The 17138-nt window shown below is 69.8% G+C and carries 10 protein-coding genes and 2 pseudogenes; 5 read left to right on the forward strand and 7 right to left on the reverse strand.

What is annotated here, in order from left to right:
• Positions 1-92: 92 nt before the first annotated feature.
• Positions 93-914, reverse strand: a complete 822-nt coding sequence (locus ACNPQM_RS13590; RefSeq protein WP_418084184.1) for a GntR family transcriptional regulator — start codon at positions 912-914, stop codon at positions 93-95.
• A 145-nt stretch (positions 915-1059) separates the two neighbouring features.
• Between ACNPQM_RS13590 and ACNPQM_RS13595 the strand changes: the two genes are divergently transcribed.
• Together ACNPQM_RS13595 and ACNPQM_RS13600 are read left to right on the forward strand one after the other, a co-directional pair.
• Positions 1060-1908 (forward strand): (2Fe-2S)-binding protein, encoded by an 849-nt coding sequence (locus ACNPQM_RS13595; RefSeq protein ID WP_418084185.1) that lies wholly within the window; start codon positions 1060-1062, stop codon positions 1906-1908.
• A gap of 191 nt (positions 1909-2099) precedes the next feature.
• Positions 2100-3176, forward strand: coding sequence for a DUF2637 domain-containing protein (locus tag ACNPQM_RS13600; RefSeq protein ID WP_418084186.1), 1077 nt, complete (start codon positions 2100-2102; stop codon positions 3174-3176).
• A 42-nt stretch (positions 3177-3218) separates the two neighbouring features.
• Here the strand turns inward: ACNPQM_RS13600 and ACNPQM_RS13605 are convergent, their stop codons facing one another.
• Positions 3219-3617, reverse strand: a complete 399-nt coding sequence (locus tag ACNPQM_RS13605; RefSeq protein ID WP_358857167.1) for an ATP-binding protein — start codon at positions 3615-3617, stop codon at positions 3219-3221.
• Positions 3618-3854: 237 nt separating this feature from the next.
• Here ACNPQM_RS13605 and ACNPQM_RS13610 point away from each other — a divergent pair, with 237 nt between their 5' ends.
• On the forward strand, positions 3855-4247 hold the full coding sequence (locus tag ACNPQM_RS13610) for a ribonuclease domain-containing protein (RefSeq protein ID WP_418084187.1): 393 nt from the start codon (positions 3855-3857) through the stop codon (positions 4245-4247).
• Positions 4248-4354: 107 nt separating this feature from the next.
• Entirely contained in the window at positions 4355-4744 is a 390-nt protein-coding gene (locus tag ACNPQM_RS13615) for a barstar family protein (RefSeq protein WP_418084188.1), read from the forward strand.
• Between the two features lie 46 nt (positions 4745-4790).
• On the opposite strand, the pseudogene ACNPQM_RS13620 reads toward ACNPQM_RS13615, so the two are convergent.
• Both ACNPQM_RS13620 and ACNPQM_RS13625 read right to left on the reverse strand, forming a co-directional pair.
• Positions 4791-5054 (reverse strand): annotated as a pseudogene (locus tag ACNPQM_RS13620) (FCD domain-containing protein); the annotation flags it as partial.
• 90 nt (positions 5055-5144) lie between these two features.
• Positions 5145-6474 (reverse strand): annotated as a pseudogene (locus tag ACNPQM_RS13625) (FAD-dependent oxidoreductase).
• A 162-nt stretch (positions 6475-6636) separates the two neighbouring features.
• Here ACNPQM_RS13625 and ACNPQM_RS13630 point away from each other — a divergent pair.
• Positions 6637-9750: an alpha-mannosidase gene (locus ACNPQM_RS13630; RefSeq protein ID WP_418084189.1), complete on the forward strand. Its 3114-nt coding sequence runs from the start codon at positions 6637-6639 to the stop codon at positions 9748-9750.
• A 14-nt stretch (positions 9751-9764) separates the two neighbouring features.
• On the opposite strand, the gene ACNPQM_RS13635 is transcribed toward ACNPQM_RS13630, so the two are convergent.
• The 3 genes from ACNPQM_RS13635 to ACNPQM_RS13645 all read right to left on the reverse strand — a co-directional run bounded on the left by ACNPQM_RS13635 (position 9765) and on the right by ACNPQM_RS13645 (position 17000).
• Positions 9765-11507, reverse strand: coding sequence for a pyruvate dehydrogenase (locus ACNPQM_RS13635; RefSeq protein ID WP_358857162.1), 1743 nt, complete (start codon positions 11505-11507; stop codon positions 9765-9767).
• Positions 11508-11558: 51 nt separating this feature from the next.
• Positions 11559-13109 (reverse strand): protein phosphatase 2C domain-containing protein, encoded by a 1551-nt coding sequence (locus ACNPQM_RS13640; RefSeq protein WP_418084190.1) that lies wholly within the window; start codon positions 13107-13109, stop codon positions 11559-11561.
• Positions 13110-13223: 114 nt separating this feature from the next.
• Entirely contained in the window at positions 13224-17000 is a 3777-nt protein-coding gene (locus ACNPQM_RS13645) for a S8 family peptidase (RefSeq protein ID WP_418084191.1), read from the reverse strand.
• Positions 17001-17138: the final 138 nt, after the last annotated feature.

Below are 17138 nucleotides of genomic sequence, written 5' to 3' on the forward strand. Positions count from 1 at the left end.
CTTTCCGTTCTGCCCGCTGCTGTCGCGCCGGGGCGGTGCCACCCGGGACCTCGGCGGTGCGGGCCTCCTCGTCGGCGGCCCCGACCGCGGTGTCAGCGGTCCGCGCCCGCGAAGTGTTCGCGTACGAGCGACTGCACGACGGCGAGATCCTGGGCGATCAGCGCGTCGAGCAGCGCGGTGTGCTCCGCGGCGTCGGCGAGCAGATCGGCGCGGCGGGTGGCCGGGTTGTGCTCCAGGGGCCACTGGGAGCGCCGGTGCAGATCGTCGGCGACCATCACGAGCTGCTGGTTGCCGGAGAGCGTGAGGACCGCACGGTGGAAGGCGCGGTCGGACTCGGCGTAGCTCGCCCGGTCCCCCACCGCGGCGGCCGCGACGGTGGCCTCGGCCAGCGGACGCAGGGCGGCCCAGCTGGCCTGCTCCACGGTGCGGGCGAGCCGCAGCATGACCGGCACCTCGATCAGGGCCCGCACCTCGGCCAGCTCGGCGAGCTGCTGCGGGCCGCGCTCGGCGACCCGGAAGCCGCGGTTCGGCACGACCTCGACGGCGCCCTCGACCGCCAGCTGCTGCATCGCCTCACGGACCGGCGTCGCCGACACGCCGAAGCGGGCGCCGAGCACCGGGGCGGAGTAGACCTGCCCGGGCAACAGCTCGCCGTCGACGAGAGCGGCGCGCAGGGCGTCCAGGATCTGGCCGCGCACGGAGTGCCGCTGCACCACGACGCGGGGCGCGGGCGGCTCGCTGTGGGTGTGCTCACCACGCACCGGGTCGGCACCGACCCGCTCGGCACATGGCTGATTACCACGCGCCTGGTCCGGCATCCGGACGGACGGTACCGACGGCGGCATGGCCGCGGACGAGGACGCGGCGGACGTGTACGGCGCCCTCCCCTGCTCACGCGCTCTGCCCTGCTCCACTCGGACCTCCTCGGCCGGCCGTGGGCCGGCTCGCACGCGCCATGCCCGGTGTGCACGATAAGCGGACGGCGCCGCAGCTCAAACACCGAACGGTTCGGGTAAGGTAAGCCTTACCTGCAAACGATCGCGATTCGGTGGTCCCTGCATGACCCTCCCCACCCTGCTTCCCGGCACCACCGCGTCCGCCGTGACGGGCGCGTACGCACGTCTGGCCGAGGTCTTCCCCGGACTGCGCGCGCAGGTGCTGGCGGACGACGAGGCCACCCCTCGCGGTGCCGGCTGGGTGGGTGCGGACGAGCTCGCGGCGGGTGGTGCCGCCCTCGACGCCTTCCTCGCCCGGGACCACGCGCAGGTGCTGCGGGACTACGGGCAGCAGCCCCGGCCCGATGTGGTCGCCAGCTTCGGACTGCACCGGTACGCCTGGCCCGCCTGCCTACTGGTGACGGTGCCGTGGTTCCTGCACCGGCGGGTGCCCCGGATCCCCGTCGAGGATGTGGCGCTCCAGCGGGCACTGGGCCATCTGACCGTCCGCGTGAGGGAGTTCGCCTGCCTTCCGGACGATCCGGCGGCCGGGCTGCCGGGCGCCCGGGTGGTCCCGGACGAGGCGGCTCTGCGGGCCGAAGTGCTCGCCGCCGTGGCCGAGCACATCGGCCCGGTACTGGACGGCTTCGGACCACGGATGCGGCGGGGCAGGCGGGCGTTGTGGGGCATGGCGACGGACGAGGTCGTCGAGGGCCTCTGGTACATCGCCCATCTGCTCGGCGAGGAGCGGCGCGCGATGACCGAACTGGAGGCGCTCCTGCCGGGCACCACGAAGCCGTACGTCGGCTCGGCGGGCTTCCGTGAACTGACCGGGCCGAACGGCGAGTCGCTGCCCACCCGCGACCGGGCGAGCTGCTGCCTCTTCTACACGCTGCGCCCCGAGGACACCTGCGTCACCTGCCCGCGCACCTGCGACACGGAGCGGGTAAGGAAACTGACGTCCACTCACTGATCCACGCGGCTCGTACGAGTAGTACTATTCGAACACAGATCACTGGCCGTGTACGGATATTCGATCAGATCCCGGCTATCCGTGTGCCCTGCCAACCCAATGGCGTTCTCTTGCCCCGAAACCCCCTGAGCATGACGGCGTTTCGGCAATCATGGCGCCCGAAATGCCCTACGCGATGCAAGGGACCGCGCATGAGACTGACCGACATATCGCTGAATTGGCTGCTTCCGGGCGCCGTGCTGCTCGTGGGGGTCCTGGCAGCGGTGACGGTGGTCGCACGCGGCAAGCGCGCCACTGACAATTCCGCGGCCGACGACAGCTGGGAACGCAGCGAGGAACGTCGCAGACGCAAGGAGGCGCTGTATGCCACCGCCTCGTACGTCCTGCTGTTCTGCTGCGCGGCGGTCGCCGCCGCCCTGTCCTTCCATGGACTCGTCGGCTTCGGCGAGCAGAACCTCGGTCTCTCCGGGGGCTGGGAGTATCTCGTCCCGTTCGGCCTCGACGGGGCCGCGATGTTCTGTTCCGTACTCGCAGTGCGCGAGGCCAGCCACGGTGACGCGGCGCTCGGATCACGGCTGCTCGTATGGACGTTCGCCGGCGCGGCCGCCTGGTTCAACTGGGTACACGCACCCCGCGGAATCGACCACGCGGGCGCTCCGCACTTCTTCGCGGGGATGTCGCTCTCGGCAGCCGTGCTCTTCGACCGGGCGCTGAAGCAGACCCGCCGGGCCGCACTGCGCGAGCAGGGCCTGGTGCCCCGTCCGCTGCCGCAGATCCGGATCGTACGGTGGCTGCGCGCCCCCCGTGAGACCTTCGGCGCCTGGTCACTGATGCTGCTGGAGGGCGTGCGGACCCTGGACGAAGCGGTCGAGGAGGTGCGTGAGGACCGGCGCGAGAAGGAGCAGCGCCGTCTCCGCAGGAAGGACCAGGAGAAGCTGGACCGGGCCCACATCAAGGCACTGAACCGGCAGAACCGGGCCTGGCGCCGGGTCGGCCGGGGCGGCACCCAGGTGGACGTCCAGGCCATCGCCCCCTCGACGGTCTCTGCACAGTCCGCCATGGAGCCCGCCCTGTCCGAGCCGGGACAACTGCCCTTGCTCCCCCGGCCATCCCTGCAGGCCGTGACGGGTCCGGGCTCCAGCGCCTCGGACCGGAACTCCAATGACCTGGTCACAGTCGACCTCACCGCCGAGGACGACACCCAGGCACTGCCCCGGCTCGATTCGCTGGAGCGGAAACTGAAGGATCTGGAGCAGCAGTTCGGCTGATCCGTCGCGAAAGGCCCTGACGGCCCGGCCCCTTCCGGGCTCTCAGGGCTTTTCGCCGTCCAGCTCGAACCAGACCACCTTGCCCAGCGCGTGCGCCGTCACTCCCCAGGCGTCCGCGAGAGCATGCACCAGGACCAGCCCCCTGCCGTGCGTACCGTCGTCGGCGTTCGGTATGTACGACATGGTCAGTCCGGTGACAAAGTCCCGGACCTCGACGCGGAGCGTCGCCGGTGCCACCTTCACGGTGACGACCGCTCCGTGATCCGTGTGGACCAGTGCGTTGGTCACCAGTTCGCTGAGCAGGAGCTCCGCCACTTCGGCAGAATCCTCCTGCCATCGATACCGCAGGAACTCCCTCAGTGCACACCGCACTTCGGCCACGGCCGACAGGTCGGTGCGAGCAAGTCTGCGGTGCAGCCGGACATCGTACTGACGCTCCATCGTCTCCCCCGCGTGCACAGTCGATCGCCCCCTTCTCGTCGAACATCCTCCCGGGATGCATGCCCCGCACAGGGGCTGCCACGCTTGTCGACCCATCAATATGTACACAGAGGGCAGGCGCACTCCGGACTCGCGTGACACACAGCTGTTGCATTCGCTCCGATCCGGTGAACTTCCAAAACCTTCACACGGGTTGGCGTTGACGTGACCATGTCTACGCGCGTCATCATGGTGGACATGCGAATCCCCCCACGGATCACCATGCTCGGCGGCGTCGCCGCCCTCCTGTCCGTCCTCTTCGTCGGCGGTCCGGTCACGGCGTCCCCCACCGCCGCGGCCACGTCGGTCGGCAGCATCTGCTACTCGGACCTGCCGTCCCAGGCGCACGACACCCTCGATCTGATCGAGGCGGACGGACCCTTCCCGTACTCGCAGGACGGCGTCGTCTTCCGGAACCGTGAAGGCGTGCTGCCCAGCCGGAGCACCGGCTACTACCACGAGTACACGGTCATCACCCCGGGCTCCCCGACCCGCGGCGCGCGGCGGATCGTGACGGGCGAGGCATCACAGGAGGACTACTACACCGCCGACCACTACGCGACGTTCGACCTCGTCGACCACGGCTGCTGAGTCCCGGCGGCCCACACAGGCAAGACCCGCCCCTCCGGTCCGATCCGCGCCGTAGCCCCCCACCTGCGGCGCGGATCTCCGGACCACCGGGGAGTTACCCTGCGCCCATGACCGTGACCTATGTGATCGACGGCTCCGAAGTCACCGGCCTGGAGCGATTCTGGCAGGTGATCGGCGAGGCGGTGAACGGTCCCGGCGGCTACTTCGGCCGCAACTTCGACGCCTTCGCGGACTGTCTCAGCGGCGGGATGGGCACTCCGGACGACGGCGACTTCGTCTTCGAGTGGCGGGACCACGCTCTTTCCGCACAGGCCCTGGGCCACGAAGAGACGGCGCGGTATCTGCGACAGAGCCTGAGCCGGGTGCACCCCACCAACCGGCCCGCGGTCCAGCGGCGGCTCGACGACGCCCTGGCTGGGCGGGGACCGACACTGTTCGACCTGCTCGTGGACGCTCTGACGAGCGGAACGGCGCCCGGCACGCTACGGCTGATATGAGCCGGAGCGGAGCGCCTTTCCGGGCCTCCAGGATCAGGCCGGTGGCTCAGGCCTCTGCGACCGGCAGCGACACCCTTCTGATCCGGACACCTCCCGCGCCCGTGTCGTCCTCCTCCTCGGCCCAGAGTGACCTGACATGTGACATATGGGCCAGCATGCAGGTCTCGGCCCGCTGGGCGTCACCGGCGATCAGCAGATCGAGCAATTGCAGATGCTCCTCCGCCGATGTGACCAACTGCCCTTGCGCAGCAAGTCGGTTCAACCCGAAGAGACGCGATCGCTTGCGCAGGTTGCCGACCTCCTCAACCAGCCAAGGGAGCCGCTTTCTCGTCGGGGATCCGACCGGTCACCAGGTCGGCCGGGTTGCCGGTGACGCCCTCGGCGCCGAGCAGGGGAAGGTTCACAGCAGGAAGCCTTCGGGGAATGGGTCGGACGGGTTCAGGAAGAATTGTGCGGTACCGGTGATCCAGGCCCGGCCGGTGATGGTGGGGACGACTGCGGGCAGCCCGCCCACGGTGGTCTTCTCGACGAGGCGTCCGGTGAACGACGTTCCGATGAAGGACTCGTTCACGAAGTCGGTGTCCAGGGGAAGTTCGCCGCGTGCGTGCAGTTGGGCCATGCGTGCCGATGTGCCGGTTCCACAAGGCGACCGGTCGAACCAGCCCGTGCTTGAGGCCGTGAATGTCCGGATCTTCCGGATGGACGGGGCGGTCGGCGGCGTTGACCGCGTCCATCAGGGCAAGTCCGGCGGCGAGGATGTCGTCCTTGCGCGCCCGGTCGAAGGGCAGGCCGAGGTCGGAGAGATGCAGCATCGCGTAGAAGTTGCGGCCGTAGGAGAGGTCGTAGCGCATCGGTCCGTAGCCGGGTACGTCCACCGTCCGGTCGAAGCCGACGCGTTCGCGGCTGGCCCCGATCAGCACCGGCCCCGAGGGCGTTCCCTCCACCACGGGCGAGGTCTGCAGCGCGGCGGACCCGCTCGACACATCGGCCACGTACTCCGCCGCGTAGACCTTGTGCCGGATCAACCGGGGCAATGGCTCGGTGACGAGTACGAATCCCCTGCGCGGCAGGACCGGCAGGTCCACTCCGGCCAGTGCGGCCAGGTCGCCGCCCCAGGTGCCCGCCGCGTTCACGACCTCCGGGGCGAGCAGTTCGCCGCGTGCGGTGCGCACCCCGCGTACCGCGCCGGCTCGGTCTCTGAGGATCGCGACGGCCTCCTCCCCCGGGCGCAGGCGCGCCCCGGAGCGGCCGGCTGACCGTAACAACTCGGCGGCCGCCAGGTCTGGTTGTACCTGCGCATCCTGCGGATAGTGGCAGCCTCCGGCGAGGTGCGGCGCGAGATGGGGCTCGATGTCGCGGAGCCGGTCGGATGTGACGTGGTACGCCTCGACCCCGGCCAGGCGTTGGCCGGCGGCCGTCGCGGACAGGGTGGCCAGGGATTCCCCGGACGCCGCCACGACCAGGCCGCCCTTGTGCTCGTACTCGATGCCCGCAGGCAGTTCCTCCGCCAGCCGACGCCACAACGATGCTGAGAACAGGGCCAGTTCGAGTTCAGGGCCTGGAACTTTGTCGGAGACCAGAAGATTTCCCTCCCCGGCTCCGGTGTTGCCTCCGGCGACCGGCCCGCGGCCGACCACTGCTACGGACAGCCCGGACCGGGAGGCGTAGTAGGCGCAGGCGGCACCGACCATTCCGGCCCCGACGATGACGACATCCAGAGTCTGCCTCATGAGCACGGCAGTAATATGTCACATTGCTTCAGGGGCGCCAAGGGTGCGCACAGGGCCGGTTGAGCAGCTGTCACTCCCTCGCGCCGCTCGCAGGGGTGCCGGTTCCGCCGCCGGGGAAGTGGAGCCATGGACACCGTGAAGCGCTGATCGCGAGGAGCCGTGATGCACGACGACCGCACACTGGTGGAGGGCCGCCTGGAGCGCGCCCTCCAGCAATTCATCCGCCCCGCCCAGTACGCGGACCGGTCCCCGCTCACCCTCTCCGTGTGGCACGCGCCGGGCGAACCGGTTCCGGTGGCGGAGGCGATGAGGGGGACGTACGAGCCGTTCCGGGCCGGCACGGAGTGGGGCAGGCCCTGGTCGACCAGCTGGTTCAGGCTGGAGGGCACCGTGCCCGAGGCGTGGGCGGGGCGCCACGTCGAGGTGGTGGTCGACCCCGGATTCTCCGGTCAGGGTCCGGGATTCCAGGCGGAGGGGATGCTCTACGACACGGAAGGCGTACCGCTCAAGGGCATCCACCCCCGCAATCGCCATCTGAGGGTCGCGACCGCGGCGTCGGGCGGTGGGCCGGTCTCCTTGCTGCTGGAGGCGGCCGCCAACCCGGCCGTTCTGGAGCACGGCTTCGCGCCGACCCCGCTCGGGGACGTCCTCACGGCGGGCGACCGGCCGCTGTACCGGTTCGTCTCCGCAGACCTCGCCGTACTGGACGAGGAGGTCTGGCATCTCGTCCTGGACATCGAGGTGTTGTCGGAACTGATGCACGAACTGCCCGCCGACCGGTCACGACGGCACGAGATCCTGCGGGCGCTGGAGCGGATGCTCGACGCACTGGATCTGCACGATGTGGCGGGCACGGCGTCCGGAGCACGGGCCGAGCTCGCCGAGGCACTCGCCCGCCCCGCGTCGGCGAGCGCGCACCGGATCTCGGCCGCCGGCCATGCACACATCGACTCGGCGTGGCTGTGGCCGCTGCGCGAGACGGTACGGAAGGCCTCGCGCACGTTCGCCAATGTCACCGCGCTCGCCCAGGACTATCCGGAGTTGATCTTCGCCTGCTCGCAGGCCCAGCAGTACGCCTGGGTGCGTGACCATCAGCCGCACATCTGGGAGCGGGTCAAGCAGGCGGTGGCGGACGGACAGTGGGCGCCTGTCGGTTCGATGTGGGTGGAGTCCGACGCCAATATGCCGGGCGGTGAGGCGCTGGCGCGGCAGATCGTGCACGGAAAGCGTTTCTTCCAGGAAGAGCTGGGCGTGGAGACGGAGGAGATCTGGTTGCCGGATTCCTTCGGCTACACGGCGGCATTCCCGCAACTCGCCGCACTGGCAGGGGTGAAGTGGTTCCTGACGCAGAAGCTCTCCTGGAACCAGACCAACAAGATGCCGCACCACACCTTCTGGTGGGAGGGCATCGACGGGACCAGGGTCTTCACCCATTTCCCGCCCGTCGACACGTACAACGCGCAGTTCCACGCCCATGAACTCGCCCATGCGGAGCAGAACTTCGCCGAGAAGGGGCGGGCGACCCGCTCGCTGGTGCCGTTCGGCTGGGGTGACGGCGGCGGCGGCCCGACCCGCGAGATGCTGGAGAAGGCGCGCCGGCTCCGCGATCTGGAGGGTTCTCCTCGGGTCACGATCGAGAGGCCTTCGGCGTTCTTCGCGGCGGCGGCGGAGGAATACGCCGAGCAGGCCCCGGTCTGGTCCGGCGAGCTGTATCTGGAACTGCACCGGGCGACGTACACCACCCAGGCCAAGACCAAGCAGGGCAACCGTCGCAGTGAACACCTCTTGCGGGAAGCGGAGTTGTGGGCAACGGCGGCAGCACTCCGGGCGCCCGGTTACGACTGTCCGTACCAGACTCTGGACCGGGTGTGGAAGACGGTCCTGCTGCATCAGTTCCATGACATCCTGCCAGGCTCGTCGATCGCCTGGGTGCACCGCGAGGCCCGCGACACCTACGAACAGGTGCGGGCGGAGCTGGCCGACCTGGTGGCCGAGGCGGTGACCGCGCTCGGCGCCGCGGAGGGGCTGGTGGCGCTCAACTCCTCCCCGTACGACCGACGTCAGGTGATGGAGCTGGACGCGGAGGCGAGCGCGATGCTGCCGTCCGGTGCCCATGTCCAGCAGCTGGCCGACGGGCGCACGGCCGTACTCGCCGAGGCGCCGGGACTGGGCGCAGGACTCCTCGACGGGTCTGCGGTGCCCGAACACGAGGTCACGGCGGGCCGCGCGTCGGACGACGGAATCGTCCTCGACAACGGCCTGCTGCGCTGCACCGTCGACCGCGACGGGCTGATCGCCGCCGTCCGTGACCTCGGCGCACGACGTGGGGTCCTCGCCCCCGGTCACCGGGCCAACCTCCTTCAGCTGCACCCGGACCACCCCAACCACTGGGATGCCTGGGACATCGACCGGCACTACCGCCGGTCCCACACCGATCTGACCGATGCCGACTCGGTCGAGCTGGTCGAGGAAGGACCGCTGCGCGCAGCCGTACGCGTGGTGCGCTCGTTCGGCAGGTCGCGGATCGTGCAGGAAATCCGGCTGGCGGCGGGCAGCAGGCAGATCGACATCGACACCGAGGTGGACTGGCAGGAGTCGGAGAAGGTCCTCAAGGCCGCATTCCCGCTCGACGTGCATGCCGAACGGTCCACGTCCGAGATCCAGTTCGGGCACATCCACCGCGCAACGCACGAGAACACCGGCTGGGACGCGGCGCGTTTCGAGATCTGTGCGCACCGCTGGCTGCGGGTCGCCGAACCGGGATACGGGATCGCAGTGCTCAACGACTCCACGTACGGGCACGACGTGACCCGGACCCCGCACGGGTCGGGGCTCGCCACGACCGTACGGCTGACGCTGCTGCGCGCCCCGCACAGCCCGGATCCGGAGACCGACCTCGGCACGCACCGGTTCCGGTACGCGCTGGCGCCCGGGGCAAAAATCTCGGACGCGGTACGCGAGGGGCTCGCACTCAATCTGCCGCTGCGCGCGGCGGTGGCCCCGGCCGTGCCGTCGCTGGTCACCACCGGGCATCCGGCGGTGACCGTGGAGTCGGTGAAGCTCGCCGAGGACCGAAGCGGCGATGTGGTCGTCCGGCTGTACGAGTCGGCAGGCGGCCGGGCGGAGGCCACGCTCCGGGTCGGCTTCCCCGTCGTGCGGGCACAGATCACCGACCTGCTGGAACGACCCCTGAACGAGGCAGCCATCGGTGCGGACGGCCTCGTCCTGGCGCTGCGGCCGTTCCAGATCCTGACGGTGCGGCTGACCCCGGCCTGAGCGACCGGAGGCCGTCAGGGGCGGGGCACGTTCCGCAGGTTGGAGCGGGCCATCTGAAGCATCCGGCCCACGCCGCCGTCCAGCACGATCTTGCTTGCGGAGAGCGCGAATCCGGTCACCATCTCCGCGCTGATCTTCGGCGGGATGGAGAGCGCGTTGGGGTCGGTGACGACATCGACCAGGGCCGGCCCCTTGTGCTTGAAGGCGTCCTTGAGAGCGCTTTCGAGCTGCTTGGGCCTCTCCACCCGTACGCCGTACGCCCCGGCGGCCCGGGCGATCGCCGCGAAGTCCGGGTTCTTGTTGGTCGTGCCGAACGACGGCAGCCCCGCGACCAGCATCTCCAACTCGACCATGGAGAGCGATGAGTTGTTGAACAGGACCACTTTCACTGGAAGGTTGTACTGGACGAGGGTGAGGAAGTCGCCCATCAGCATGGTGAATCCGCCGTCGCCGGACATCGACACGACCTGCCTGCTCCGGTCGACGAACTGGGCGCCGATCGCCTGCGGCAGCGCGTTGGCCATCGATCCGTGGCTGAACGAACCGATCACCCGACGCTTGCCGTTGGGGGTGAGATAGCGGGCCGCCCACACATTGCACATGCCGGTGTCGACGGTGAACACCGCGTCGTCGTCGGCAATTTCGTCGAGCACCGAGGCGACGTACTCGGGATGGATGGGGATGTGCTTCTCAACCTTGCGGGTGTACGCCTTGACCACGCCCTCCAGCGCGTCGGCGTGCTTCTTCAGCATCCGGTCGAGGAACTTGCGGTCGGTCTTGACCTTCACCTGCGGCGTCAGACAGCGCAGCGTCTCACGGACATCGCCCCAGATCGCCAGATCCAGCTTGGATCGGCGGCCGAGGTTCTCGGGGCGCACATCGACCTGGACGATCTTCACATCGGTAGGCAGAAAGGCGTTGTACGGGAAGTCGGTGCCGAGCAGAATCAGCAGGTCGCACTCGTTGGTCGCCTCGTACGCGGCACCGTAGCCGAGCAGTCCGCTCATACCGACGTCGTACGGGTTGTCGTACTGGATCCATTCCTTGCCGCGCAGCGCATGACCGACGGGGGCCTTCACCCGCTCGGCGAACGCCATGACCTCCGCGTGTGCGCCCGCCGTGCCGCTCCCGCAGAACAGTGTCACCCGCTTCGCCGCGTCGACCATCCGGCAGAGCTTCTCGATCTCCTCGTCACCGGGCCGGACCGTCGGCCGCGCGGTGACCAGGGCGTGCTCGATCGACTTCTCCGGCGCCGGCTGGGAAGCGATATCCCCCGGCATCGAGACGACGCTGACCCCGCCGCGTCCGATCGCGTGCTGGATCGCGGTCTGGAGCAGCCTGGGCATCTGCTGCGGGTTGGAGATCATCTCGTTGTAGTGGCTGCACTCCTGGAAGAGCAGCCCCGGATGGGTCTCCTGGAAGTAGCCGAGGCCGATCTCGCTCGAAGGGATGTGCGAGGCAAGGGCGAGGACGGGGGCCATCGAGCGATGGGCGTCGTAGAGACCGTTGATGAGGTGCAGATTGCCGGGGCCGCAGGAACCCGCGCAGGCGGCCAGGGTCCCGGTGATCTGGGCCTCGGCGCCGGCGGCGAAGGCGGCGGTCTCCTCGTGCCTGACCTGGATCCACTCGATGGCGGCGTTGCGGCGAATGGCGTCGACGACCGGGTTGAGGCTGTCGCCGACGACGCCGTACAGGCGCTTGACGCCTGCCCGGACGAGAATGTCGACGAACTGCTCCGACACGTTCTGCTTGGGCATGGGTGCGTATCCTCTCCGCGCTAGGAATCCATCAACCCATGGCGCGTGCGCTTACGCCTCCCAGACGCCGACACTCGTACGGTCGCCGGCGTACCCCTTCACCCTGAGCTGGGTGTCCGCGAGGAACGCCGCCAGGCCGGGCGGCTCCTGGGGCGTCCAGCGTTCGGCGAGCTCCTCGGCGAGGGCGGGTTCACCGCGCAGCGGCTCGGCGAGACCGGTACTGCACAGGAGCAGTGTGTCCCCCGGGCGGGCTACCGAGGCGCGGAACCGGAACGGCGGCGCGGGTGGTGGTGGCGGGCTCTCGACGTACAGGGACGGGGGCGTCGCGATCCCCAGGTCCATGGTCAGCAGGTCCCTGTCCGGCCTGCTCTCGGGGGACGCGGACCCGAAGCCGACGACGGCCTGCCCGGTCATGGCCCCGGCATCCGGGACGTCCGGTTCCAGGTCTTGCCAGACGCCGTCCCGCAGCCGGAAGAGCCCCCCGCCGCCCACCCCGAAGAAGACCCGGGTCCGGCAGGCGGGATCGGCCGACAGCAGCAGACACCGCAGCCCTGCGGTGTACTCCTCCGGTTCGAGCCCCCGCTCGACGGCGCGGGCGCGGAGTTTGCCGTAACTGCGGTCGGTGAGTCGGTGCAGACCGGATTTGAGGTCGCCGCGGCGACCAGCTCTTATGTCCTCGGAGAGCCGCAGGTGGCTGCGGCCGACGGCTTCGCCGATCCAGCGGCAGGCGTCAGCGGCCGCAAGATGGGCACCCTCGGTGGCACGGGCGCCGCTGGCGACGGCGACGAGCACGAGGGCGCTCTCGGCGGCACCGAACCGCACGGTGAGCAGGGCGTCGCGCCGGGGCTCTCCCCGGAACCGGGCGGAGTCGCCACGCACGGAGGCGGCGCGCAGCGTGTATGTCCCGTACCGGGCGCCGTCGAGCACGGTGTCGGGGACGAGTCCGTCCAGTTCCTGGGGGACGGTGGCGGGGAGAGCGGTCGGCTCGGCGTCGTAGGTGGGCGGACGGTCGCCCACGTACGAGAGGCCGGGGCGGGCCGCGGGGGCGGGAGGGGGTTCGAAGGCCGTCCCGGGGATGGGTGCGGCCGGGAGCGGGGTGGCCGGTCGCGCCCCGGGCGCCTCCCGCTTCGCGGAGACCTGCCGTCGCGGGAGCGGTGGAACGGAGGCTGTGGTCGGCGCTTCGACGGGGACCGGCGACGCTTCGGCAACGGATGGCGGCTTGGCCGGCGGCGGTGTGACGAACGTGCTCGGCCGCGTGGGGCCGACCGGCGGTTCCCACGGCGCACGCGCCTGCACGAATTGCACGGGAGCAGGCGGCGGAGGTTCCGGTGCCGACAAAGGCGGAGGCGGAGGTGCAGACGAAGGTACAGCCGGCGGCGGAGGCGACACGGGCGGACCGTCGGCGGGCGCCACATGGGGTGGCTCCGGGAAGGCGGCGTCCGCGCCGGGCCCCGCCGGACCCACCGCCGCCGAAGCCGAGTCGAAGCGGTCGTCGAGACTGTCGGCCGCCCTGCTCGCCCCGGCGTCTGCGGCGGTTTCGTCGTACAGCCTGCGCCACCAGTCGTCCTCGTGGGCGGCGGGCCTCTCCCCCTGCTGGCTCATGCCCTTATTGTCCACCCGCGGGGCATACGGAAACGGGTCATCAGGAAAAAAGAGGTCCGCCGGGCGACTCCACCCCCCACGGGAAGGTCGCCCGGCGGACCGGTCAGGGCGTGATCAACGCACGGCGTAGGCGTCGTTCACGGTCTGAATGACGGAGTTGCCGTTGTCGTCGGTCAGTTCGGTCTTCAGAGTGACCGGCTTGCCGGCTGCACCCGCGTGGTTCACGGTCGCGGTCCAACGCCCGTCCTGCTGTGCGGTGGCGGCCTGGGTCCAGGTCGTTCCACCGTCGTACGAGTACGAGACCTTTGCCGAGGTCAGCTTGCCGGGCGTGTAGCCGGCGTGGCCGGTGACGCTCAGGCCGATCGTCTGACCGTCCTTCGCCGCAAGGGTCTTGAGCCCGTCGGTGTCCAGGTCGTAGCCCGGGAAGAGCAGCGGGATTCCCTGCGAGTACACGTTCTCGTCCTGCTTCGAACGGAACTTCCAGGTGGTCTCGGTCTGGGTGGACCGCTTCCATACGGCGGCGGGCTGACCGAACTTGAAGGTCTGCATGGTGAGCTCGTAAGCCGCGTCCTCGGCCGGGACGGTGAACACTCCGGACGGCCACCCCGACTCGCCGACCACCTTGCCACCGCTGGTGAGCCTCATGCTGCCCAGATCCCCGAAGGAACCCTGGAGACCGGCGTGTTCGCTGTCGGCCCAGAAGCCCGGGGCGACGCCGATCAGGTTGCCCTGACGCTCGGCGGCGAGCACTTCCTTGCCCTGGGCGTCGCGCGGCGTGGACGGACCGACGATTCCCCGGTACCAGTTCTCCGTGCGCTTCGAGCCGGACGTGTAGCTACGGGCCGGGTCGACCATGAACTCGCCCCAGGGGAAGCTGGAGGAGACGTAGCGCTCCCAGGCGGCGTCGCCCGCCGAGTAGTACTCGGTGCGCTTGCCCGGGACGGCGACGGTGTCGAACGCGACGGAGAAACGTGCGCCGTACGGCGCCTCGAAGATCATCGAATCGACGTAGTCGGCCGCGACACCCATGGCCTCGTACGTGGCGGTGGACACGCCGAGCTTGCTGTCACGGACCTTGTACGTGCGGTCCGAGGTGACCGGGCCGGTCTCGGGGAAGCTCAGGTTGTAGACGAACGGGCTGGCGGCAGTGCCCTTCCAACTCAGCTTCACGGGGCCGGCGGCCAGGGCGGCGTTCAGGTCGGCGGCCTCACTCGCTTCGATGGCAAGGGACGGCAGCGGCGCCGAACCATAGCCCACGCTCGGCTGCCAGAGGCCCGCGGACGGCCGGTGCACGATGATCGCCTTGGCCCCGGCGGCCTTGGCGTTCCGCGCCTGGGTGCTCATGGATCCGTCGTCGGTGACCTTCACCAGGGCGATCTTGCCCGTGACATCGGCAGCCTTCAGCTCGGCGGGGGTGCCGGTGCCGGCGTCGACGAGCGCGGCCTCGCCGGTACCGTCGAGGTTGACGGAGCCGGTGCTCGCGACCTGCGGGTGCAGTTCGGCGCCGCCGACGACCGAGAGCTTCTCGAGCTGCGGGGCGTACGCACGCCAGGCGCTGTCGAACTCGAAGTCACCGTCGCTCGCCCTGCCCTGGATGTCGACCAGGTAGTTCTTGACGATGCGGTTTCCGGTGATCGAGCCCGAGTGCAGCCAGACGTCGTCCCAGCTGCGGCCGAAGGCGAGGGTCGTGGAACGGTTCTCGGACGCGCGGTCCTCCGTCTTCACCTGGATCTGGTGAGCCTTGCGGGCATCCAGCACCAGGGTGGTGTCCTTGGTGACGTTCAGCTGCGGGCGCGCCAGGTATCCGACGGACTCGACGAGCCTGCCGGTGGCGTCCTTCGGGTCCGGCGACATGATGAAGCTGGAGACGAAGTAGGCACCGGGGCGCACCTGGTACACCTGGTCGGCCGAGCCGTCGTTGAAGCGGCGCTCACCACTGGCGGTGTCGGTGCCGATGACGTCCAGCGAGGAGGAGCCCGCGGCCGGCTTGCCGGTGCGGTCGACGAGCTTGACCCGCAGGGTGACGGTCTCCGCGCCGACGTACAGCGAGAACGGGGTGGAGACCTCGACGCCGTCGGCGCCGGTGGCCAGCACGCGCCCGGTGACATCACCGTACTGGGCGGCCTTCAGCTGCGCGGTCGGGTCGATCTGCAGCGGAACCTTGACGGTGGCTCCGGCCGGGACGGTGACACTGCTCGCGTCGAGCTTCGCGACGGAGGAATGGACGGCCGAGCCGTCGTTACCGGTGACGCGCTGGACCTTCAGCGACAGCTTCACCGGCTCGGTGCCGGAGTTGGTGTACGGGACGTCGACCGTGGTGCGGTCGGCCTTGTTCTGCGGCCAGTCGAACGTGCCGCCCTGGACGGCGGGGGCACCGACGACGGTGGTGTCGATGGCGGCCTTCACATCGAGGCGGCCGCCGCCGGTCTCCCGTACGTCACCGGGAATTTCGCTCTTCGCGGACGAGACGAGGGCCGCCTTGATCTGCTGTGCGGTCCAGTCCGGGTGACGCTGCTTCACGATCGCTGCGGCGCCCGCGACATGCGGGGTGGCCATCGACGTACCGGACATCGTCCGGTACGCGTAGACACCGCGGCCACCGGCCGCCGCCGCCGAGATGGCGACGCCGGGGGCGGCGATCTCGGGCTTGAGGGTGTGCGAGTCGATCACGGGTCCGCGGCTGGAGAACTGGGCCGTGGAGTCGTCGCGGTCGACGGCGCCGACGGTCAGCACGCTGGGGGCGCAGCCCGGGGAGGAGACGGTGTTCAGCGTCGGGCCGGAGTTGCCCGCCGCGACGACGAACAAGGTGTCCTTGCTCTGGGCGAGCTCTTCGGCGGCGATGCTCATCGGGTCGGTGCAGTCGGTCGGCATCGGGCTGCCGAGGCTCATGGAGACGACATCGGCCTTCTGGTCGACGGCCCACTGCATGCCGGCGATGATCCAGGACTCGGCACCGAAGCCGCTGTCGTTGAGGACCTTGCCGGCGAGCAGGTCGGCGCCGGGTGCGACGCCCTTCTTCTTGCCGTCGCTGGCCGCGCCGGTGCCGCCCACGGTGGAGATGGTGTGGGTGCCGTGGCCCTGCCGGTCGTCGGTCGAGTCGGAGTCGGTGAAGTTCTTCGATGCGGTGATCCGGCCCTTGAGGTCGGGGTGTTCGGCGTCGGCACCGGTGTCCAGGACGGCGACCTTGGTGCCCTTGCCGTCGTATCCGGCGGCCCAGGCGAGGTCGGCGCCGATCTGCTTCGTCGACTTGTCGAGGGTGGCCTGAACCTTTCGGTCGAGCCAGAGCTTCTTGAGACCGGAGGCCGAGCGGGAGCGGTTCTGCGTGACGTCCGACCAGAAGTCGGCGGCCTTCGCCTTGTCCGCCTTGAGCGCGACGCCGTCGATGGCATCGAGGGAGACCCCGCGCTTCGCGCCGCGCGGAGTGGCGGGCGCGGAACGGGCCAGGTCCTGGCCGTAGACCGCGATCAGCGGCAGCGACGTGGTGCTCGCGTCGTCGTAGCCCTGGCGGATCAGTCCGGTGACGTTGAAGAGCTCCTCGTCGACCGTGCCCGCAGCGAGAGCCTCGGTCGCGGTGTCCGGGTAGACGTACAGGTCCTTGCCGGACTGCCGGGTCTGTACGAGGGGTACGGTGCCGTCCTCGCGGGGCAGCGCGGTGACCGACGAGGCCCCCGAACGGTCCGTGCTCACCAGGACCTTGTCACCGGTGACCAGGGTGACGGTGACCGGCTTGCCGCCCTTCGCGACAGCGTCGGCACCGGCTGCCGCGCTGCCGGTCAGCGGGCTCTTCGAAGTGGAATCCGTCGGTGGCGCTGCCACGGACGGTGCGACCACGGTGACGGCCAGGACTGCGGCGGTCGCCGCTCCCAGTGCCGTACGCGATATCGGGCGCATCGCTCTCCCCAGATGAATATGGATCAGGACAGCACAAGCTGGCTGATTCCGGAGGCTATTGGTGCTGCGGTGGGCGCCACATTGGCACGGCGACGGGCACAGCAGGGATGATGTACACGGCGGGTTTACGCCGTGGCT

This window comes from Streptomyces sp. NPDC056231 (genome assembly GCF_048270745.1).
GTDB lineage: Bacteria > Actinomycetota > Actinomycetes > Streptomycetales > Streptomycetaceae > Streptomyces.